This window comes from Anabaenopsis elenkinii CCIBt3563 (assembly GCF_015245355.1).
In the GTDB taxonomy this organism is placed as follows: Bacteria; Cyanobacteriota; Cyanobacteriia; order Cyanobacteriales; family Nostocaceae; genus Anabaenopsis; species Anabaenopsis elenkinii.
Window position 1 is genome coordinate 2,991,303 of the sequence record NZ_CP063311.1, and the last position, 23,999, is coordinate 3,015,301.

The 23,999-nt window shown below is 41.3% G+C and carries 11 protein-coding genes; 6 read left to right on the forward strand and 5 right to left on the reverse strand.

Annotated elements, in window-relative coordinates; translation table 11 throughout:
* Window positions 1-45 precede the first annotated feature (45 nt).
* Both IM676_RS13230 and ychF read left to right on the forward strand, forming a co-directional pair.
* Window positions 46-1,617 carry an alkaline phosphatase D family protein gene (locus IM676_RS13230; RefSeq protein WP_200987333.1) on the forward strand — a complete coding sequence of 524 codons (1,572 nt, stop codon included), beginning with the start codon at window positions 46-48 and terminating at the stop codon, window positions 1,615-1,617.
* A gap of 420 nt (window positions 1,618-2,037) precedes the next feature.
* A complete protein-coding gene (gene ychF / locus IM676_RS13235; protein ID WP_200987334.1) occupies window positions 2,038-3,129 on the forward strand; it encodes a redox-regulated ATPase YchF in 1,092 nt (363 codons plus the stop codon).
* Between the two features lie 51 nt (window positions 3,130-3,180).
* Here ychF and IM676_RS13240 read toward each other — a convergent pair whose 3' ends face one another.
* The 4 genes from IM676_RS13240 to acsF form a co-directional block, all read right to left on the reverse strand.
* The gene (locus IM676_RS13240; protein ID WP_200987335.1) at window positions 3,181-4,737 is read right to left on the reverse strand and encodes a serine/threonine-protein kinase; all 1,557 of its coding nucleotides are present in this window, start codon (window positions 4,735-4,737) and stop codon (window positions 3,181-3,183) included.
* A gap of 271 nt (window positions 4,738-5,008) precedes the next feature.
* Window positions 5,009-7,375 (reverse strand): ATP-binding cassette domain-containing protein, encoded by a 2,367-nt coding sequence (locus IM676_RS13245; RefSeq protein WP_200987336.1) that lies wholly within the window; start codon window positions 7,373-7,375, stop codon window positions 5,009-5,011.
* A 317-nt stretch (window positions 7,376-7,692) separates the two neighbouring features.
* Window positions 7,693-8,532, reverse strand: a complete 840-nt coding sequence (dapF, locus tag IM676_RS13250; protein ID WP_200987337.1) for a diaminopimelate epimerase — start codon at window positions 8,530-8,532, stop codon at window positions 7,693-7,695.
* Between the two features lie 98 nt (window positions 8,533-8,630).
* Window positions 8,631-9,707 (reverse strand): magnesium-protoporphyrin IX monomethyl ester (oxidative) cyclase, encoded by a 1,077-nt coding sequence (gene acsF, locus IM676_RS13255; RefSeq protein ID WP_200987338.1) that lies wholly within the window; start codon window positions 9,705-9,707, stop codon window positions 8,631-8,633.
* Window positions 9,708-10,161: 454 nt separating this feature from the next.
* Here acsF and hemN point away from each other — a divergent pair, with 454 nt between their 5' ends.
* The 3 genes from hemN to IM676_RS13270 all read left to right on the forward strand — a co-directional run bounded on the left by hemN (window position 10,162) and on the right by IM676_RS13270 (window position 15,461).
* Window positions 10,162-11,544, forward strand: a complete 1,383-nt coding sequence (gene hemN, locus IM676_RS13260; protein ID WP_200987339.1) for an oxygen-independent coproporphyrinogen III oxidase — start codon at window positions 10,162-10,164, stop codon at window positions 11,542-11,544.
* Window positions 11,545-11,763: 219 nt separating this feature from the next.
* The gene (locus IM676_RS13265; protein WP_200987340.1) at window positions 11,764-14,451 is read left to right on the forward strand and encodes a DNA methyltransferase; all 2,688 of its coding nucleotides are present in this window, start codon (window positions 11,764-11,766) and stop codon (window positions 14,449-14,451) included.
* 317 nt (window positions 14,452-14,768) lie between these two features.
* Window positions 14,769-15,461 (forward strand): manganese catalase family protein, encoded by a 693-nt coding sequence (locus IM676_RS13270; RefSeq protein ID WP_200987341.1) that lies wholly within the window; start codon window positions 14,769-14,771, stop codon window positions 15,459-15,461.
* Window positions 15,462-15,646: 185 nt separating this feature from the next.
* Here the strand turns inward: IM676_RS13270 and purH are convergent, their stop codons facing one another.
* On the reverse strand, window positions 15,647-17,173 hold the full coding sequence (purH, locus tag IM676_RS13275; RefSeq protein WP_200987342.1) for a bifunctional phosphoribosylaminoimidazolecarboxamide formyltransferase/IMP cyclohydrolase: 1,527 nt from the start codon (window positions 17,171-17,173) through the stop codon (window positions 15,647-15,649).
* Between the two features lie 1,372 nt (window positions 17,174-18,545).
* Between purH and IM676_RS13280 the strand changes: the two genes are divergently transcribed.
* Window positions 18,546-23,939 (forward strand): phytase, encoded by a 5,394-nt coding sequence (locus IM676_RS13280; RefSeq protein WP_200987343.1) that lies wholly within the window; start codon window positions 18,546-18,548, stop codon window positions 23,937-23,939.
* The last annotated feature ends 60 nt before the right edge of the window (window positions 23,940-23,999 follow it).

A 23,999-nucleotide genomic window follows, 5' to 3' on the forward strand; every position in this document is an offset into this window, starting at 1 on the left:
TGCAATTGAGGAACCAGTAAATTAACATCTCATCTAGGGATAAATATGGAATTTATAAATTACAATCGTCTCCTAGCCAATAAATACAAACGGCGTAATTTTTTGCTAGGTGCAGGATTTTTAACCGGGTTAACAATTACAAGTCAATGGCATCCGGTATTGGCTGACCCCAGATTTTCCGCTTATCCCTTTAGTCTGGGAGTAGCTTCTGGGGATCCTTTACCCGATAGTGTAGTTATTTGGACTAGACTAGCTCCTAATCCCCTGATTGGGGGAGGAATGCCGGTGAAAAACGTTCCAGTGCGATGGCAAGTTGCCCTAGATGAAAAGATGCGCCGGGTTGTGCGTCGAGGGGTAGCAATGGCGACACCAGAATTAGGACACTCAGTACACGTTGATGTACGTGGGTTAGATCCTGAGCGTTGGTATTGGTATCGATTTCAAGTGGGTCGAGAATTTAGCCCCATTGGGCGGACTCGCACCGCACCAGCATTGTATACCTTGCCTCAAAAACTCAACTTTGCTTTTGTTTCTTGTCAAGACTGGCAAAATGGTTTCTATACAGCTTTTCGGCATTTAGCTGAGGAAAATCTCGACTTAGTAGTTCATTTAGGAGATTATATATATGAATACGGACCGCGACAGGGTGCGCCACGCCAACATAATGGACCAGAAATCATCACTCTAGATGACTACCGGAACCGTCATGCTCTTTACAAAACTGATCCCAATCTGCAAGCTGCTCATGCTGCTTGTCCCTGGATTTTTACCTGGGATGATCATGAAGTTGACAACAACTACGCCAACTTAATACCCGAAGACGACCAAACCTTAAGTGATTTTACTCAGCGGCGAATCAATGCTTACCAGGCTTACTATGAACATATGCCTTTACGTCGATCTTCATTGCCCAATGGCCTGGATATGTTACTGTATCGACGCTTTACTTTCGGGAATTTAGCTGAGTTCAACGTTCTAGATACCAGACAATACCGCACCAACCAACCTTGTGATGATGGACTCAAACCTCGTTGTGCCGATGCCCTTGACGATAAGGGTACCATGACAGGTTCAGAACAAGAACAGTGGCTACTCACAGGATTAGACCAATCGCGATCGCGGTGGAATATTATAGCCCAGCAGACAATGTTTGCTCAATACAACTTTAATACTAACCCCAGTCCGGGTGTGTTCAACATGGATCAGTGGGACGGTTACGTAGCTCAACGTAATCGACTGTTAAATTTCCTCAATGACCGTCGAGTTTCCAACCCAGTAGTAATTACCGGCGACATTCACTCAAGTTGGGTACACGACTTAAAACTAGATTTTGATAATCCCAACTCAGCAACAATAGGTACAGAGTTTGTCGGAACTTCAATTTCCTCTGATTTTCCTGTCCAATTTATTGCTCCAGTTCAAGCTTCCCTACCTAATAACCCCCATACTAAATTTTTTGATGGTGCTTTTCGGGGGTACGTTCGTTGTCAACTAACACCAACACTTTGGCAAACTGACTACCGCATTGTTTCCAGCATCCTGGACTTGAACGCCTCTGTCAGAACCTTGGCTTCCTTTGTAGTTCAAAATGGACAACCAGGCGCACTTGTAAATTAACCACATCAAAAACCTCTGATTCTTTTGTTTCCTCCCAACCCCCTTATGAAGGTGAAAAGAGCCTTGGGTGCTCCCCCCAATTCCCGTTAGTAAGGGGGTTAAATTGTTGAGGCGATCGCCCTCTCAGACCAGATGTTAAAATGCCCTAGTCAGGGTCAATAGCCTGAGAGGATGTTTGTCAAGTCATGATTAGTGTATCAACTATTGTTTTACCCCACCCTAACCCTCCCCTTGTCAGGGGAGGGGACGGGATTTGATTGTTTTTTGTGTGTTCACTAAGATAAAAATTAGCTGTTGAAAACTTATCAAACATCCTCTTAGAACCAGTACCAGCACAAAAACTGTTACCGGTACAATCCCCCAAACCATCCTAGAACCTGTTTAAATTAACTTTGTAGTTCACAAAATCTTAAATCCAAAATGCTAAGAGCCGGAATTGTCGGACTTCCCAACGTCGGAAAATCTACGTTATTTAATGCTGTGGTTGCTAACGCCAAAGCAGAAGCAGCTAACTTCCCTTTTTGCACGATTGAACCGAATGTCGGTGTTGTCTCGGTCCCGGATGAGCGCTTAGATGTTCTGGCTAAAATTGCTAGTTCTGTTCAGATTATACCAGCGCGGGTGGAGTTTGTCGATATCGCCGGCTTGGTTAAAGGAGCAAGTCAAGGAGAGGGACTGGGTAATCAATTTTTGTCCCACATCCGTCAAGTTGATGCTATTGTCCATGTGGTGCGGTGTTTTGAAAATGATGATATTATCCATGTAGCTGGTTCTATTGACCCAGTGCGAGATATGGAAATCATTAATTTAGAACTGGGTTTATCAGATTTAGCACAAATTGAACGGCGAATTGAGCGCACACGCAAACTAGCGCGTACCAGCAAAGATGCACAGTTTGAAATCACAGTTTTAGAAAAATTAGCTGCTGCTTTAAACGAGGGTAAATCTGTCCGTCAGGTCAGTTTATCTGCAGAGGAAGGGGAGATAATTAAGGGATTAGAATTACTGACTAACAAGCCGATTATTTACGCTGCGAATGTGTCTGAGGATGAATTAGCAACGGGTAATGAATTTGTGGAACAGGTTCGACAAGTTGCAGCTGGTGAAAATGCTCAAGTTGTGATTGTTTCAGCGCAGGTAGAAGCGGAATTAGTGGAATTACCAGCAGAGGATAAGGCTGATTTTTTGGCCTCTTTAGGTGTGGAAGAAGGCGGGTTAAAATCCTTGATTCGTGCTACTTACACTCTTTTGGGTTTACGGACTTATTTTACTTCGGGTCCGAAGGAAACCCGCGCTTGGACAATTAACGCGGGAATGTCTGCACCCCAAGCAGCTGGGGTGATTCACTCAGATTTTGAACGGGGATTTATTCGCGCTGAAACTGTGGCTTATCAGGATTTAGTTACACATGGTTCTATGAATGCTGCGAAGGAAAAGGGTTTGGTGCGCAGTGAAGGGAAAGAATATATTGTGCAAGAAGGGGATGTAATGCTATTCCGCTTTAATGTGTAGTTATGGGTGGTGTCCCCGGTTGGTAACCGGGGACTATGTGAGTCAAAAAAACTAACGACTTTTTGTTACCCAAAATTGATAGCCAGATTCATTACTTAAGCTATTGGCGAAACTCCAAGCGTCTACTTCTGAAGTAAAACTCGCAGCTTGGGTTTCTTTACCGACAATCAACGCATCACCACAATAATTATTTTTGACTGTACTCAACGCACTGGAGGGGCCTTTGACAGCCCACCAATCAGCGCCAGAAACATAGGGATGGCCACAAGTTGAGCTCCATGTGGTAGTGTTGGAAGTTCTAGTATTGACACCTCCAACATAGGTGGAAGCTAAAGATTCTAAACGTTTTCTTTCTGCTGCTAAACGTTGGCGTTCCTCCCTAGCTCGTCGAGCTTCTGTAGCTAAACGTTGTCGCTCTTGTTGAGCTTGTTGTTTCTCAGCTTCTAGGCGTTTTTGTTCTGCTTCTTGCTTTTCTCTCTCTGCTTGAGCTGCTCTTTGTTCTGCTTCTAGGCGTTTTTGTTCTGCTTCTTGTTTTTCTCTCTCTGCTTGAGCTGCATTTTGTTGGGCTTCTAGAATTTGTTGGGTCACAAAAAATCCGCCAGCTAATCCTAAAGCAGTTAACACAACAGTGATGATGATCATTCTTAACTTCAAATTGGAAAACTTAGCTGTTTTTCCAGTCGGTATTTGCTGATTCTCTACTTCTGTATGGATCAAGGTTTGTGGGAGAGTATCATATTTTGGTGATATGATGACTGTGTTTAAATGGCTGGGTGGTAATCCTGGTGTATTGATATCTACAGAATGTAAATCCTGATACATTTCTGCCGCTGTTCGATACCGACTAGCTAAATCTAACTTGATGGATTTATCTAATACCTTTGCCAATTTAGGTTCAAGATTGGGTACATGACTGTGCCAATCCAGTTCCCCTGTAAGTTGACTAGTGTCAAACTCAATTGGTAATTTTCCGGTGAGGGTATAAATCATTGTTAGTCCCAGAGCATAGAGGTCTGTACTAAATACTGTTCGCCCGGCGCTCTGTTCGGGAGCCATAAACCCTCTGGTTCCTACTATTACTGAACTGATGGTGGAACCTGATCCGAGGGTGACTGCTCCCATAGTTTCTTTGACTGCGCCGAAGTCAATTAATACAGGTAAGCGATCGCTATCTCGTAGGATAATATTTTCAGGTTTAATATCTCGATGAATAATATTTTTGCTGTGAATATATTTCAGGGTATTAAGTAAGGAGGTGAGGATAGCCACCCCTTGCTCTGAGCTAATGATTCCCACTTGAGCCAGGTTTTTGCCTTCAATATATTCTTGAACTAAATAAAATTGACCCTGATCTGCAAAGTAGCTGAGTAAAGTAGGAATTTGAGAACAATGGCTTCCGAGTTCTTCTAGTGCTTCCGCTTCTTTGCGGAAGAGTTTTTCAATCATTTCTGTGGAGGTATGATTACTCTGGTGAGCAGGTTTCAGGCGCTTCAAAACCACCAGACGTTGGGAGGGAATTTGAGTATCCCGAGCTAGAAAGGTTTCACCAAATCCACCGGAACCCAGTGGACTGAGGATCTCATAACGATTAAGGAGTAAGTTCTGCATATCTAACTTCTATTTGATTGTGGGTTTGATTGTGGGAACTGAGCTTGGTTTAACTGAAAATAAATTTCTGTGGGTTTATATTTAGGGGATATTAAAGTAGAAATTTGAGTCTATTTTTGAGGCGTAAATTGATATACTTTGTCGATAATCAAAGAAAAAGTCAGAAGTAATTGTCCCTAATTTTTTGCTGTTTAAGATAATTATTGCGAAATATTCTTGAGTTAGCATCATAGAAAACATTGGTAATTAGTAGGGAATTTTTCAACTGGGATCAGAGGATGTCTTTCTTTTTTTGAATGATCAAGGTAACTATCAGATAAACTAAGCTATGCAGGAGCAATAATTTCCAGTTGAGACTGAGATTATCCCAACTGGGTTCGTAGACATCGGTGATAGCAAATGGTGCTGGGATGCTAGTACCATCAGGAAGTAAAATAGGCTCTGGGACTAAAGCATTGATATTCACCAAAGATCCATAAGCTCCCACAGACCACCGACTAACCATTAACCAGGCAAGGTATTTACTGATTCCTTCAGTTTTAAATAAAACTCCAGAGAAAATAATTTGCGGTAATAGTAATACTACTAAAGCACTGTTAGCCTGGGTGCTGTTTTTCACAGCAGCAGAAACCATTAACCCTAGACAGAAACAAGAAAATAAAGTCAAAAAGCTCGTAATAGAAACGCCATAAAACCAGGGAACTGTTAGAGAATCTGGCGCAGCAAAACTGATGAGAATAGCAATGACCATGATTATGGTTTGTAAACAAGCTATTCCCGAAAGAACTAATACCTTTGAGGTTAAATAGCTAAAACAACTTAAATTAACTAGTCTTTCTCTTAAATAAATATCATTTTCTTTAACAATTTCTTGTAAAGAAGTACCTAAACCTATCCAAATAGCAGCACAAGTAAAGACCAAGACCACAGTTTGAGCTAGGGGAGCTAGTCTAGGGTTAGCTTCACTAGGGAGAATAAAGGGTTCTTGATCTGCTATGGCTAAATTAATCAGTAAAATACCAAGGGGTGCGGTGACCAGGGAGATAATTAAGTTCACTCGGTCTCGAATCACTAACTGTAGATATCTTTGGGCTAATATCCAGGTTTGATCTACTAAAGAGGCCTGAACTTGGCGAGGTTTGGCTGTGATGATGTGGGAATTGCTCATACCCAAGCGTTGGTCAATATATTGGGTTTGATAAGGTGACTGTTTAAATAGTTCCGCAGTTCTGATGACAACTTCTTGATTATCCAACTCGATATAAATATCTGCGAAATCTTTGTTATTTAAGTTAAAAAATACACAGGCATCCTCAAATGAGCCAAAGTAGCAGAGGTTACCACCTTGACCGAGAAATACAATGCGGTCACACAGATCAATATTAGTTGTAGCATGGGTAACTAAAATGATGGTTCTGCCTTGATTAGCCAACTTTCTGAGCAGTTGCATCATTTTTTTATCTAAACCTGGGTCTAACCCTGATGTGGGTTCATCTAGAAAAAATAGTTTAGGATCGACTAATAACTCTACTCCGATAGAAACTCGCTTTAATTGTCCGCCACTGAGGTTTTTAACTAACACATCCCGACAGGGTAACAGTTCAATTTGAGTTAGGGTTTTTTGAATAATTGAATTTAGATCAGTATCGGGGGGAAGTCTGAGTTTAGCTGCATATCTTAAAGCTTCTGTAACTGTTAATTCCTTGTGAATAATATCTGATTGAGGTACATAACCGATTTGATTGCGATAAATATTAAAGCTCTGTCTGAGGTTTTCTCCATTGATGTAAACTGCGCCTTGGCTTGTAGGTTGAATCCCCAACAAGGTTTTCATTAAAGTAGATTTACCTGCTCCACTTCCCCCAACTAAAGCAACTAGTTGGCCTGGCTCTATGGGTAAAGAAATTTTATTAAGTAAGACTTTTTGGGAATTTTTATATTTAACGAGTCTGAGAATGTTTTTGGCGTCAAGGCGAATATGATTACCTGTATCGGAAATGACTAATTCATCTCCTTGTAAGACTAAGGTATAAGGGACAATTTTAATAATTGCACCAGAGGTAAGATGAGTTTTACCATTGACTTTTTTACCATTGACAAAAACGCCATTGGTACTGTAATCATACAAAATATATTCCCCTGACCTGATATATTCAATCACCGCGTGTCTACGGGAAATGGTAGGAGCGATAATTTGTAAGTTAGCTGTGGGGTCTCTACCTACAACGGTTGACTTTTCCTTGAGACAGATGGATGAGAAAAATAAAGTTTTATGGTGATGAGAACTACTGCCAGGGTTGTGAAATTCTAATGTTACTAAAATATTAAAATTTTGACCTATTTTAATAATATCTCCGTTTTGGAGTAAATATCCTAAATCATGACTAATTAAATGATTATTTATAAAGAGTTTATTACTACTTGGTTGCAGGCGATCGCCATCATAAATGTAGTAATTTCCGTCAACTTCGACTAAAGTAGCTTGACAGCGACTAATTACTGTCCAGTCTGGAGGTACTAATAAGTCTGCTAGTTGGGGATCTCTGCCTATGATATGTTGGCTTTGGGTAAGTTCAAATTTGGGGAGTGTTTGACCCTGATTGCTAAGAATAATATAGGGTCTAGAGGTTGGGGTCATGCTAATGGATTTATGTATAAGTAAGAAATGTTACTGTATTAATTGTTAATTACTCAAAAACTAGGTTTAAATATCCTGTGTTTCATCGGGGTTATTGAGATTTTAATTGCTATTGGAGTTATTAAATATACTTAAGTAGTAATAATATCTTTAACATTGTATAAAATTTATTGCATCTATCCTAAGACATATTTTTTATGTTTATGGGTAGCAAGGTTGTTTGATCAAAGTCACAAAAAGCAAAACCGGAGGGGGATAACCTCCGGTGTCGTCAAAATTGATCGGGGAATAAAGTTTAAATTTGATTTAAATTTGATTTAAATTTGACCGGTAAAGACTCGTTGAGCTGGCCCTGTCATGTAAATTCGTTGGTTGGTTTGTGACCATTCAATTTGCAACGGACCACCGGGTAATTCTACAGTGGCGGTGCGATCGCATTTTCCAGTTAACACCCCTGCTACTAGGGAAGCACAAGCACCAGTTCCACAAGCTAATGTAATACCTGCGCCTCTTTCCCACACCCGCATTTTTAAATAGTCCCGACTGACTACTTGAATAAATTCCGTGTTTGTACGTTGGGGAAAGACTGGATGATGTTCAAATTGAGGGCCAATCATTTCTAGGTCAATGGCGGCGACATCTTCCACAAAGGTGATACAGTGGGGATTACCCATACTTACACAGGTAACTTCCCAGGTTTTTCCTGCTACTTCTAAGGGTTGATTAATCACTTTTGTCTGAGCAGTCCCCAGGGTTGTGGGAATTTCCCCAGCTAGCAACCGGGGTAAACCCATATCTACCTTGACTTGACCATCAGCCATGAGTTGGGGTGTAATTACACCTGCTAGGGTATGAATATGATATGAGTCTTTGGTTCTAGATTCCCCTTCTAAGTCAGCTAAAAATCTGCCTAAACAACGAATACCATTACCACACATTTCCGGTTCTGAACCATCGGAATTAAAAATCCGCATAGTATAATCAGTACCGTTTTCTCCTGGTAAGGCAAAAATTACACCATCAGCACCAATGCCAAAATGGCGATCGCATAACTTAACTGCTTGTTCAGGAGTCAACAATGGTAAAGATGACAAGCGATTATCTATTAAAATAAAATCATTCCCCAACCCATGATACTTAGTAAATTCTGTTTCCATCTTCCCTAGAATAAATTATCAATGACTAGAGGAAATTATAACGAAAATGCAGACATACCCCACCTAAAAAGATGGGGTTTTACCTACCATGAATAAATTTAACTAACTGTGGCGCGTGTTGATTCAGTATTAATGGGTTTGATCAAGTACAGACGTAACATATGGGAAATAATCGCCCAAGTGGGGGAGATTTTTTCCCAGAACTTGATAATTCCAGGACGATTACTTTCCTTAATTTCCGTCAGTCTCTGGGTGTTGATGAAACACTGTTCTAATCTCCAGAAGAATTCCGGATGATTAGTATTTAAAATTACCGGGAAAGCCCTGGCTGAGGTATTATTAGTCTCCTGAATGACTGTATTATTGTATTTGCGCGGGTGTATACCAATGGCTTCATAAAATGAGGCCCGTTCAAATACTGTAATGGTATGGGTGACAAATACAGTTAGTAAAAAGAATCGCACCCACAATCGTGCTTTCCAATTGTTCCATAATTTTGGTTGCGATCGCAGCAGGGCTTTAAAGAAATCCCCATGACGGTTTTCATCCTGACACCAACTTTCAAATTTACGGAACAGAGGATAAAATTGATATTCAGGATTTGCCTGTATATGGCGATGGATTAAGATGTAACGCCAATAACCAATTTTCTCCGAGAGGTAGACTGTATAAATTACCCATTCTGGTGGGAAAAAAGTATATGTCCGGTGTTTAGTCAGATAACTTAGGTCTAGAGACAGATTAAAATCTGCCATAGATTTATTCAGAAATCCCGCATGGCGTGCTTCATCCCGTGCCATATAATTAAAAGCATCAGCCAAGAGGGGATTTTTGGCCTTGAGTCGGCGAGATAATTCTTTAAACAGCAAAAACCCCGAAAACTCTGACGTGCATGAACGCTCTAAAAAGTCAATAAAAGCACGGCGTTTTTCTCCATCAACGTGCTCCCAAGATTGCTGAAACTCCTCATCGCGCACGAAGTGATGGCGGTTATAGTCAGCGCGCAACTCAGCGACAATGGCCTCCAACTCAGTCTCATTCGCGGAAATATCCAAATTAGCCACCGCTTCAAAGTCAGTGGTATAAAAGCGAGGCGTTAACAAAGTTTCCTGAACTGGTGCTTTAATCCCTGGTTTGGTGTAATTGGGGTTGGTAGTTTCAACAGACTTAACCATGAGACTGCTTTCATGTTTGATCTTTTCATATTTATATAAGCATAAATTATCAAAATCAGACATCAGTTAAATTATTGAAAAGTAATTTTAGAGAAATAATCTTAACTACCAATTGGTAATTCCGATTTTATCCAGTCATCCAGGGAACCCAGGGACTATTAGAGGCTAAATGTGTACGGTGAAAACCAGCCAAATCTAAAGAAATATTAATAAGTTTATAGCTATACAAATATTAATAGTTAAATGATTTTATGAGAGAACAATAATGCGATGCCTACCACCAATGATGATCGCAGCCAATTTCTGTAATTGAGGCTATTTGGTGGGAGTCAATACATCACCCATTGGGGGAACTCTTTACACTAGACAACAGCGAAAGCAGAGAAATGTATTGGTAGTTTGATTTCCGCCGCGCTACATGAGGCGGGATGGTTACAGTTTTTTGGAGGTCTTGATGGTTTTTGTCTTGCCTGGTGTTAAATTTGATCTAGAGATGATCAAAAAGTATGATACTCCTGCACCCCGATATACAAGTTATCCACCCGCTACGGAATTAAATACAGAATTTACTATAAGTGATTTTCACACCGCCATCGGCGCATCCAACTACCGAAAATCTCCCCTATCCTTATACTTCCATATTCCCTTTTGTCAGACTGCTTGTTACTTTTGCGGGTGTAATACAGTAATTTCTCAAAACAAGAATATTGCCAAACCTTATATAGAACATTTGGCGCGAGAAATCAACAACATGGCCCCCTTGATTGATACAGATAGAAGGGTTTTACAAATTCATTGGGGTGGTGGTACACCCAACTATTTAAACCAGGAACAAGTCAAATTTTTGTGGAGACAAATTACAGATAATTTTAATATTGATTCTCAAGCTGAAATTTCCATTGAGATTAATCCCCGTTACGTTGATCAGGACTATATTTTCTTTCTGCGTGAGGTAGGATTTAACCGTATTAGTTTTGGTATTCAGGACTTTAACCCCCAAGTCCAAATTGCTGTGAATCGCATCCAACCAGAAGAATTACTGTTTGATGTCATGGGTTGGATTAAAGCAGCCAAGTTTGATAGTGTGAATGTAGACCTAATTTATGGTTTACCCCATCAAACTCTCCAGACCTTTCGGGAAACAGTCAGCAAAACCATTGCATTAGATCCTAACCGCATTGTTGTGTTTAACTTCGCCTATGTACCATGGATGAAACCAGCACAAAAAAATATTCCCCAAGTCGCATTACCTCAACCCCAGGAAAAGCTAGAAATCCTCAAAATGACCATTGAGGAACTCACAACTAATAAGTATCTCTTCATTGGTATGGATCATTTTGCTAAAGAAAATGATGAACTAGCGATCGCCCAACAAAATCGTACCCTCCAGCGTAACTTTCAGGGATACACCACCCACGCAGGAACCGAACTATTAGGCTTTGGTGCTACATCTATTAGTATGCTCCATGATGCTTATGTACAGAACCACAAGCAATTAAAGAATTATTATCAGGCGATCGCCTCCGATACGTTACCTATAAGTAAAGGTGTTAAACTTACTCAAGATGATATCATCAGAAGGGATGTAATCATGTCTATTATGTCTCACTTTCATCTGCATAAGCAAAATATAGAAGACAAATATCACATCAATTTCGATAAATATTTTACCAATGAACTAGAGGCTTTAGCACAACTCCAAGCTGATGGACTGGTGAACATATCAACCAAAGACATAGAGGTGACAGATATTGGTAGGTTATTAGTCAGAAATATTGCTGTTATATTTGACAATTATCACCAAACCAAAGCACAGCGATTTTCCCGAGCAATTTGATCTGGTTAACGAGAGGATGTTGGAAAATTGATGATTAATGTATAAAATATTACTTAAACCCACCCTAACCCTCCCCGTGTCAGGGGAGGGGATTTGATTTTATTGTGATACCCACAGATACCCGACTTCTAGCTAAATTATGGTAGTCAGATTCATCTGACTTAAGCTATCAGACAGGGGTTTATAACCCCTGGTTTCTTACATCCCACTCCACCAAAAATGACAGCAGCAACCCCCGAAAGCCTAAATAAATTTGTCAACTTTTGTCACCAACACATCAAAGGACAAGAAAAACAAGAAGCGCAAACATTCTTAGACAGATTTTTTAGAGCATTTGGACACCAAGGAGCCTTAGACGCGGGGGCGAAATTTGAAGAACCCATCAAAAAAGGAAGTAAAAAAGGTAAAACCGGGTTTGCTGACCTAGTGTGGAAACCCCGCGTATTAATTGAGATGAAAAAACGCGGCGAAGACCTGAGTAAACATTATTCCCAAGCATTTGATTACTGGACAAGATTAGTACCCCAACGCCCTAAATACGTCATATTATGTAACTTTGATGAATTTTGGATATTTGACTTTGACATTCAGCTAGATACACCCGTAGATCAAATCTCCCTAGAGCAGCTACCAGAAAGGGCGGGAGCATTCGCCTTTATGGAATTTGGCAATAAAACTCCCGTATTCAATAACAACCAGGTAGAAGTCACAGAAAGAGCCGCCCGGCGCATGGGGGAATTACTCCTAGAACTAGAAAACCGGGGAGTTACGAAACTAACCGCACAAAGGTTTATTTTGCAATGCGTCTTAGCTATGTTTGCTGAAGACAGACAACTGTTACCACGGGATATGTTTATTTCTTGCGTTCAAGAGTGTATTAATGGCGCAAATTCCTATGACGTTTTGGGTGGATTATTCCAGCAAATGAACCAACCGGGAAAAACCCCAGCGGGACGTTATCAAGGGGTAGAGTATTTTAATGGTGGGTTATTTTCCCACATTGAACCAGTGGAACTAACCCCAGAAGAATTAAAATTTCTGGATGTTTCTGCTAAAGAGAATTGGAGTAAAGTTAGACCGGCTATTTTTGGTAACTTATTTGAAGGAACAGTAGATAAACAAGAGCGCCACGCTAAAGGTATTCACTACACCTCAGAAGTGGACATCATGAAAATTGTCCGACCTACCATTAGCCGTTATTGGGAAGAAAGAATAGAGGAAGCTAACACCCTCAAACAATTAGAAGTATTGCAGTTAGAACTACAGAGCTATCGAGTTCTTGACCCTGCTTGTGGTTCTGGCAACTTTCTGTATATAGCTTATCAGGAATTAAAGAGAATTGAAACCCTGTTATTAGAGAAAATCCAGGAAAAGCAGAAATTAACCTCTAAGCAAATGCAGATGGGTTTAGTTACCCCCATGCAATTTTATGGGATGGATACTAACTTATTTGCGGTAGAGTTAGCGCGGGTAACATTGATGATTGGGCGGAAAATTGCCATTGATAACTTACAGTTAACCGAGCCTGCATTACCTTTGGATTCTTTAGATAGGAATATTATCTGTGGGGATGCCTTATTTAGTCAATGGCCAAAAGCCAATGCAATTATTGGGAATCCGCCATTTTTGGGGGGTAAACATATGAGAATAGCTTTAGGGGATGAATATATAGATAAAGTTTTTCAACAGTTCCCCCAAGTTAAAGACTCAGTAGACTTTTGCGCCTATTGGTTTAGGTTAGCGCACCAACACCTTGATGAACAAGGGAGAGCGGGTTTAGTTGCGACTAATTCAGTCAGTCAGGGTAAAAGTAGAGTCGCGGCTTTAGATTATATTACTCAAAATCAGGGTTATATTCATGAAGCCGTATCTACCCAACCATGGTCAGGGGAGGCGAAAGTTCATGTAAGTATTGTTAACTGGTGTAAAGTTCAACCGGGTAAATACTATTTAGATGATGAGGTAGTTAGCAGAATTAATTCTTCTTTGAAATCTAGTATTGATGTTTCTCAAGCTGTGCGGTTAAAAGCTAATTTGAATAAATGCTTTCAAGGAGTGATACCTAATGGTAAAGGGTTTTTGGTGACAGAAGAGCAAGTAAAGGAATGGATAAAAGCGGATGGGAAAAATCAAGAGGTATTAAAACTATTTTCCATGGGTGCAAATCTGGCGCAAAATCCCCATGGTAAACCAGAGCGTTGGATTATTGATTTTAATGATATGAGTATTGAAGATGCGAGTGAGTATCAATTACCTTTTGAGCATATTAAAGAAACTATCCCAATAGAACGTCAAAATAATCGAAATGAGAAATTAAAGATTAACTGGTGGAAATATGAAGGTAAGAGAATAGAAATGAGAAAAGCCATTTCATCTCTATCTTATTACTTTGCAGTTCCAGAAGTATCAAAATGGGCAATTTTTATTCCATGTCCTTCTGAATGGCTACCAGGTAATAAAACTAAAGTTGTTGTGTCTGATGATTTTTATATTCTGGGAATTTTAACATCTAATATTCATCGTACTTGGATGCACGCGCAAAAATCAACTTTAAAAGCAGATATTGCTTACACACATAATACCTGCTTTGAAACCTTTCCCTTTCCCCAGACAGCAACAGGGGAGATAGTGGAAAAAATCCGAGCCAAAACCCTAGAACTCCACGAATATCGAACTCAAGAAATGGAGTCTAAACAGTGGGGAATCACCACATTATATAATAAATTCTACAACGAACCCAGCAGCAAACTATATAAACTCCATCAACAACTAGATAAACTAGTGATGGAAGCCTATAAATTTCAACCTAAAGATGACATTTTAGAGCAACTCTTAAAATTAAACCAAGAGCTAGGAAAAAAAGAAAGCCAGAATCAACAGGTAATTGGACCGGAAGCAGTTAATTAAAATATTGTCAACAAACACCTTTGCGAACCTTTGCGCGTACTTAGCGACCTTTGCGTTTAAAAACCGTACAGGCGATCGCCTAACAAACACATAACCTTCCAGTCAGATTCATCTGACTTAAGCTATCAGACAGGGGTTTATAACCCCTGGTTTCTTACTTTTGATACTCATAACTATTTCCTCTGACAGAAAGCATTATCCGTGGGAATTGATAATCTCAACTTAATGATAGTAAATTCTTGATTTTTGAGCCGACCAGGATTTTATTCCGCTGGGCTATTACTTGCGATTAAAAATGCTTTTTATCAGAGGTATTTATGTTTTACCACAAAAAAGAGCCTATTCACCCTGTGAATGTTTCTGAAGCTGACCCTCGTTTTGCGCAACTACTCCTAGAGCAGTTTGGGGGAGCAACCGGGGAACTATCAGCAGCTTTGCAATATTGGGTACAGTCTTTTCATGTGGAAGATCCTGGAATTCGGGATATGCTCCAGGATATTGCGATTGAAGAATTTAGCCACCTGGAAATGGTGGGGAAACTAATTGAAGCTCATACCAAAAATACCGACCAGACCGAAGCATATAAAAGTACTCTCTTTGCTGTTAGAGGTATGGGACCCCATTTTTTAGATAGTCAAGGGAGTGCTTGGACAGCAAACTACTTGAATGAAGGTGGCGATGTAGTTCGGGATTTAAGAGCTAATATTGCAGCTGAAGCTGGCGCACGTCAAACTTATGAGGAATTAATTAAACTAGCAACGGACCAAGGGACTCAAAATACTTTAGTGCACCTGTTAACCAGGGAAGTTTCTCATACTAGAATGTTTATGAAGGCTCTAGATTCATTAGGGAAATTAAGTGAGCCATTTTTTGGGAATATTCAACCCGATGAAACCGTTGATATTTATTACAACCTATCTGCAAATGGGGATGGTAAGGATCAGCGTGGCCCTTGGAATCGGGAACCAGATTTTAAATACATCCCTAACCCACTGGAAAGAAAATCTTAAACCAAAGCCATAGAGCTAATGGTGAAAAAACAAAAAGCGCCTGGGAGTGTTGCCGTGTTTCCACCCCAAACGCTTTTTATTTTTAACTTGCTCCTCACACACTATTAGATAGTACAGTTAGTTATTCAAAAGGCAAGTTTGATATGTGACAGTTTATGAACTGTCATAAACCACTGAGCAGAAGTTTAGTGTAAAAAGTGACGTATACCAGTGAACACCATGACTAAACCTAGTTCATTTGCAGCCTTGATAGAATCCTGGTCGCGCAAACTTCCACCTGGTTGGACAATTGCAGTAATTCCCGCAGATGCGGCTGTTCTAACTGAATCATCAAAGGGGAAAAATCCATCGCTGGCGAGAATTGCACCTTGGGCTTTTGCGCCTGCTTGTTCTAAGGCGATTTTTACCGAACCGACCCGATTCATTTGACCAGCACCTACCCCTAGAGTAGTGCGATCGCGAGTAATGACAATAGCATTAGATTTGACGTGTTTACAAACCTTCCAAGCAAAGAGTAACTCAGCTAACTCCTCCGGGGTGGGTTGAAGTTCTGTAACTACTTGCCATTGACCACTATCAGCTATTTTATCATCAGCGGACTGGACAAGAAAACCCCCGGCGATCGCCTTGACAGTTTCTTTAGGGCCACTAGTCAAGTCTGGTAAAGTTAAAATCCGTAGTTTAGATTTCGCTGCCAAAATTTCTTGGGCTGCCGCTTCACAACCGGGCGCAACCACACATTCTAAAAATGTCTTAGTTAACTCTTCCGCTGTAGCCACATCAATGGGGTGATTGAGTGCGACAATTCCCCCAAAAGCCGAAATAGCATCAGCATTAAAGGCTTTTTGATATGCTTCCACCAGGGTACTACCCAAAGCCACACCACAGGGGTTAGTATGTTTAATCACCGTTGATGCTGGGGTATCAGTAAACTCCGCAATAATTTGGCGGGCGGCTTCTAAATCCACCAAATTATTATAACTCAGTTCCTTACCTTGCAATTTCGTAGCCGCAGCCCAACCCGTGGGAGTTGTACCGGTTTGATACCAAGCAGCAGGTTGATGGGGGTTTTCACCATAACGCAGAGATTGCAATTGCTGACCAGACAGGTTGTAAGTATTCTGACATTGTTGGCTCAGATAAGCTGCTATGGCTTGGTCATAACTAGCCGTATGGGAGAAACCTTTTAAAGCACATTTCTGGCGAAAATCTAGGGAAGCAGTCCCGTTATTTTGGCGTAGTTCCTGTAAATATTCCTCATACTGTCCAGGGTCACATAATACCGTCAGATGGGCGAAATTTTTCGACGCAGCCCGTAACATCGCCGGACCACCAATATCAATTTGTTCTATTGCATCCGATAATGTTACCCCGGGTTTAGCAATGGTCTCCTCAAAGGGATAAAGATTGACAACTACTAAATCAATGGGGCGAATTTGGTTATTTTCTAAATCTGTTAAATGTTGGGGAATATCCCGCCGCGCCAAAATTCCGCCATGAATGCGAGGATGTAAGGTTTTAACTCGACCACCTAAAATCTCAGGTGAACCTGTGTAATCAGAAACCTTTGTCACTGGTAGTCCCGCATCCTTGAGGGTTTGGGCGGTTCCCCCGCTGCTGATTAAATCAAATTCAAATTCTTCGACCAGGCGACGGGCGAGGTCAACTATACCAGTTTTGTTAGATACACTCAGCAGGGCTAGACGCGCCATGTTTTAGTTCCTCAGATGTAGGCGATAAAACGAAAGATCCTCAGTTTTACATAAGGTTGGGTTCACTTCAAGACCATGGGACTGAAAAGGCTGTTAGTGCTTATTAGCCAGGGAATAAATTCCCTGTCTGATAGCTAAAGTCCACTGAAAGTGGACTGGTGGGTTACTTAGAATCCTATAGTTAAATGAGTGTATTTTTTTATATTCAATATCAAGTGATATTATTTAGATAATTCTGTCATCTATCCAAAGGTAGATTTTTTAGGAAGCTTCTGTTGGACAATATCCCCGACTTCTATGAAAATTGATGGTTACCTGATAATATCATCCTAAGAAGTCGGGGATATCTTGTTACAAAGATGTCAGTATGATGAAAGATTTAAAATTATGACGAAAAAATCTCAGAGGATTTATCGAATATTATGCTTATCAAAAAGCGTTTCAATTTACATTAAACATTCATTACAAATTAAAATATAGACCTTTATTGAAGCCAGCGGGCTTTTAGATTACCAGATGGCGTTGCTTCAATCATTCTCTCATCGGGATGCTAATTGGATTGATTCCAATACATAAAGTTTCCATTCGATTAGTGTCCCCAGGGAGTGGGGAATCTCCCATTTTAAACACTTACCCTGTAAGAACTCTAGAGGCACTTTCCGATAGCGATAGCCATGGTTCAAGAAACTTAACGGCTGATAGCGATAGCGTGGCGTTAGCCATAATGGACTTTAGCATATTAACAAATCGCCTCAAACCTTTATACAGTAAGGGACAGAGGTTAATCGGCACTCGCTAGATTGACGATGTCAAAACAGAAGAATAACTATTCCAGCTATTTTGGTTGAACTTGGGTGATGATTAACTAGTGCATTGAAACAGCACTAAGGCGATCGCAATTCAGGGATGATTTAACTGAGAAATTGGCGTTAGAGCGTTGGATGCGGTAGGCGATCGCTGTTAGTTGTATTATTAATGTGAGCAAAGATTAATACTTAGAGTTTAAGGGGCGATCGCACTACCACCGAAATAGCCATGAGTCTCCATGGTATAAATATTACATAAATCCGAGAATAGCTGCGTAATTTATCCCAGTCATAGCCAGTCAACACTGAAAAGTCAACCGCTGAAAAATCAATTATTTTTAACCATTCACTAATTATTTCTTAATCTCAAGGCTTTAGCTTCAGGAGAAGGTAAGCAAGGTATTAATAAATAGCAAAGCAAGTTAATCCAGGGGATGCCCTACTGTGATTACTATGGTATCTCCAAGGTTCGGGATTTATTTACCACTAGTAATTTATTAAACCACGTAGTCAAGAGTTTGGCTTACCAAGAAATAACTACTGAACATGGAAATTAGGACTGGCAAATGGTAGACACCACACCGATTCGCTTTTCTCAGTTCAATGCCTCCTTAAACCGCAATGCCAATGGTAAATTGGGGGAAGATTTATCTGTACTTGATAATGCTCAAGCCAAAAGTGTAGCAGAAATAATTCAGCGTGTTCAACCGGATATTTTACTGATTAATGAGTTTGATTACTTTACAGAAAATCCCACTCAACCAGTGGAATTATTTCTGCAGAATTATTTGCTTGTGGGTCAAAATGGTGCCCAGCCCGTAGATTATCCCTATTACTTTATTGCCCCCTCTAACACAGGTATTTCCTCTGGATTTGATTTAAATAATAACGGTGTAGTTGCAACTATTCCCGGTACACCAGGTTATGGTGATGACGCCTTTGGTTTTGGCAGTTATCCCGGTCAATTTGGGATGTTGTTATTGTCTAAATACCCCATTGATCTTACCAACGTTCGTACCTTCTTGAACTTCCTCTGGCAGGATATGCCAGATTCCCTATTACCCACTATCGCCCTTCCTGGGTCTGATACTCCTTGGTACTCACAAGAAGAACAAGCAGTGCTGCGCCTTTCTTCCAAGAGTCATTGGGATGTACCCATCCAAATCGATGGTAAAACGATTCATGTTTTAGCCAGTCACCCTACACCACCTGTGTTTGATGGTCTAGAAGACCGCAACGGTAAGCGCAACTATGATGAAATCCGCTTTTGGTCTGACTACGTTATTCCTGGGAAAGGTGACTATATATATGATGATCAGGGAAGAATAGGAGGTTTAACTCCTGGTTCCTCCTTTGTCATCATGGGTGACCAAAATGCTGATCCCTTTGACGGAGATAGTTTTGATCGTGCCATTCTTCAACTACTACAAAACCCCAGTATTAACACTAATTTTATTCCTAGTAGTGTTGGCGCTGTACAACAGTCAGAATTACAGGGGCGTGCTAATGCTAACCACCAAGGTAATCCAGCTTTCGATACTGCGGATTTTGCTGATAATAACCCTGGTAACCTACGCGCTGACTATGTACTACCTTCATCTGACCTGCAAATTATTAACTCAGCAGTATTTTGGCCTGTAAACACTGACCCCAATTTTTCCCCAGTGGGGACTTTTCCCTTTCCCAGTTCCGATCATCGTTTGGTGTGGGTTGATATTCAACAGCAGCCAGTTGTTTCTGGTAATATTCTTCGGGGAGTGGAGTTTTCAGGACAAACTATCTTTGCCACTGGTTTTATTCCTCCAGGGACAGCGGGAACAATCAATGATGTTAACGTCCCCATGGGAGGATTGTCTGGTGTAGCCTACGATGCCGCCAACAATCTTTACTATGGCATTTCTGACGATCGCTCCCAATTTGGACCAGCTCGTTTCTATACCTTTACCCTTGATCTAGATACATTAAATGTCAACTTTGTCAATGTTACTCCCATCCAAAATACTGATGGTAGTTTATTTGGAGCTTTGACCGTTGATCCAGAAGGTATAGCTTTAACCAATCAGGGTACTATCTTTGTATCCTCTGAGGGTGAGGTCAATATTAATGCTGCACGTATCACTGATCCCTTTGTTAAGGAATATTCCCTGTCAGGGGAAGAAATCCGCTCTTTACCAGTGCCCAATAAATTCTTACCTATAATTGAGGATACTAATGGTAGTGGGGTTGTGGATGCTGGAGATAGACAAATCTCCGGGGTTCGTAATAACCTAGCCTTTGAAAGTCTGACCATTACACCAGACCAAAGAACCTTATACACTGCCACTGAAAACGCCCTGATTCAAGACGGTGAAAGGTCTTCCCTAGTCAATGGTAGCCCATCCCGCATTATCCAGTACAATTTACTTTCTGGACAACCAGAAAAGGAATATCTCTACATTACCGATGCTGTAGCAGTACCACCAGTCCCCGTCAGCGCCTTTAGTGATAATGGATTAGTGGATTTACTGGCTATTGATAACCGTGGGACTTTGCTGGCTGTGGAACGATCTTTTTCTCTTGGGGTTCCCGGAACAGGCTTTACTATCAAGATTTACGAAGTTAGTCTTCAAGGTGCGACTGACATTAGTTTCTACGAGAGCCTGAGGGATTTGAGTTCTGAGCAGTTAGCAGGGATTGTACCGGCACACAAACGCTTACTGTTAAATCTCAATGATTTGAATCTAGATACTGGGTTAGATAATATTGAGGGTTTAGCCTTTGGTTCTGAGTTATCGGATGGTCGTCAGTCCATTGTCCTAGTCAGTGATAATAACTTTAACCAGAATCAATTTACCCAGATTTTAACCCTGAGTGCCGATTTAATTCCCACTGTTATCCCTAGGGTAGAAACTCGTCCTGATCTGTTTGATGATGAAGACCCCGCCCAGGGACTACTTGACCAGAATGCTGACGCTGATGATCCGGCTATTTATGTTAATGCTATCAATCCCGCGGAGAGTTTGGTGTTAACGGCGGTTAAAAATGCCGGTATCCGGGTTTATGATCTGTCTGGCAAGTTATTACAGACTGTCAACCCGGGTAATGTTAGATACAATAACATTGATTTGCAGTATGGTTTTCATCTGGGGGGAGAGTCTGTAGATATTGCCGTAGCCAGTGATCGCGGTAATGATACACTAGTATTTTTTAAAATCAACCCATCCCCCTCAGAACCTGGTAAATACTTAGAAGATATCAGCGATCGCAGTATTGGTAACCTATTCCAAACAGCCCCCTTTAACCCCCCCTATTCCACCTCCTCCCGCAGCGCCTACGGACTGGCTATGTACCGTAGCCCGTTTACCAATGATTACTATGTCTTCGTCAATCGCAGACAAACAGGGGATGTGGCTCAGTTTCAGGTGATAGACCGGGGTAACGGTAAGATTGGAGTTGAGCGAGTCAGGGAATTTACTATTCCCACAGCACCCGGGGTTAACCCCCAAACTGAGGGTATGGTAGCAGATCAAGAAACCGGATTCCTGTACGTTGGTCAAGAAAATGTCGGTATTTGGAAATTCCTAGCAGAACCCACCGCCCACACCAATGGTATCCTCATAGATCAAGTTAAAGCCCTAGGTGGTCAACATCTGACTGATGATGTCGAGGGATTGACTATCTACTACGGTGCCAATGGTACCGGCTATTTACTAGTATCTAGTCAAGGTGATGACACCTTTGCTGTGTATAATCGCCAAGGTAATAACGAATACTTAGGGAGATTCGCTGTGGGCAATAATGGTGCCATTGACAGCGTACAAGAGTCAGATGGTGCCGATGTGATTAATGTCCCCCTCGGACCCAACTTCCCTTACGGTTTATTTGTCACCCAAGACGGGAATAATCGACCAGAAAAATTGGTTGAGGATGATGGGGAATTAGAAAACGTCAACAGCAACTTTAAGTTTGTTCCGTGGGAAAATATTGCCGCTGCTTTCCCCACCCCACTGATAATTGATACAGTTTCTTACAATCCACGAAGTCCTATTTCACAACCAAAAGTTACACTGATGGGCTTCGCTTCCTTACCTGCTGATACTTTTGCTACAGGTCCATCATCTGGTAGTGCCATTACTGGTAACACCAATGGTAGACAAGTACCCTTTGACAGTCAGCCTATTCAAGGATTTAGTGCTATCCAAATCGCCGATCCTAATTCCTTCTGGTTAATGTCCGATAATGGTTTTGGCAGTAAGGCTAATAGCCCTGATTATTTACTCCGGATTTATCGCGCCACTCCTAATTTCCGCACCGCCGCTGGAGGTAATGCTACTGTTAACGTGTTGGATTTTGTGCAACTATCTGACCCTGACAATAAGATTCCTTTCCCAATTGTTAACGAGAATACCAGGGAGCGCCTGTTAACTGGTGCAGACTTTGACCCTGAATCCCTGGTAGTAGGAGCAGATGGAACTTTCTGGATAGGCGAAGAATTTGGCCCCTATATTTTACACTTTGATAGTACAGGTAGGCTATTAAATGCACCCATTCCCACACCTAATTACAGCATTGCCAACACTATAAACCCGGAAGCTCCTCTGGTTCTATCCCCTGATAGCCCTGATCTGAGTGCTTCCTCAACCCCTAACTTAGCCCGTTCCCGGGGATTTGAAGGTATGGCCATCAGCCCCAACAAGACAAAGATTTACCCACTACTAGAAGGTACAGTATTAGGAGACCCCCCCAACTCCCTGCGGATTTATCAACTAGATCCCCAGTCCAAGGAATTTCAGGGGCTATTAGGGTACTACCGTATGGAACAGCCTAACCATGCCATCGGTGCATTAACAGTAGTCAATGACGATGAATTTTTAGTCATCGAGCGGGATAATGGTCAAGGTTCCACAGCGGGATTCAAGAAAATATTTAAAGTGGATTTCTCCAATATTGACCCTAACGGCTTTGTAGCCAAGGAAGAGCTTGTTGACTTACTCAACATCAGCGATCCCAATGATTTAAATGGGGATGGTAACACTAAATTTACTTTCCCCTTTGTTACCATTGAGGCAGTCGTGGTCATTGATGAGAACACAATTGTTGTTACCAACGACAATAACTACCCATTTTCCCTAGGTAGACCACCGGCTATAGATAATAATGAAATTATCCTGCTGCGGTTAGAACAACCACTAAACCTACCTAAATCGGCAATAATTCAGGGAACAGCCGGAAATGATGACCTGACTATTACTCAATCTGGGTATATGGTTTTTACCGGTAACGGTGATGATATGGTGGAAGCTAGTTTGGCCGGTAATGTGAATATTTATGCCGGTCGTGGCAATGATATTGTTTCCCTAGGTAGTGGCAGTTTTGCCAGCGGTGGCGATGGTGATGATACCCTCTATTTAGGAGCCCAGGGGACTGTGGCTGATACGGTTGTAGATGGGGGTCGGGGTAATGACACCCTGATAGTCATAGAAGCAAATGATTCTAATATTCTTCTAGGTGCTGCAGATCATGATCATCTCAAGGTAGCAGAAGGTCGGGGACAAATACTATTTGGTGGCTCTGGTCGGGATATCCTCCGCTCTAGCTCTAATGGTCATAATCGTCTCTATGGTGGTTCCGGTGATGACCAACTGTTTTCTACCGTGGGCGATCGCCTATTTGGTGGCGATGGTAATGATAGTCTCTACGCCGGACAAGGTGGTAATAACTTACTCTGGGGTGGTAAAGGTGCAGATAATTTCTGGCTGGTAGTTGGCAGTTCTTTACCCGATGTACCCAATGTAATCAAGGACTTTGAACTAAGTATAGACCGCATTGGCATGGGTGGTATTACTACTAATCAAGTTAGTCTATTCAGTCAAAATGGCAACACCTTGATTCGAGTTGGTGGTACTGATGTCGCCCTGATTGAAGGGGTGAACCAAACCCAACTGAATGTTAACGATTCCAGTCAGTTTGTCTTTGCCTAAATATTGATTGCGGCGATAGTCTGGGTCGCCTAGCTATGGGGGTATTTTTACCCCCTTTTG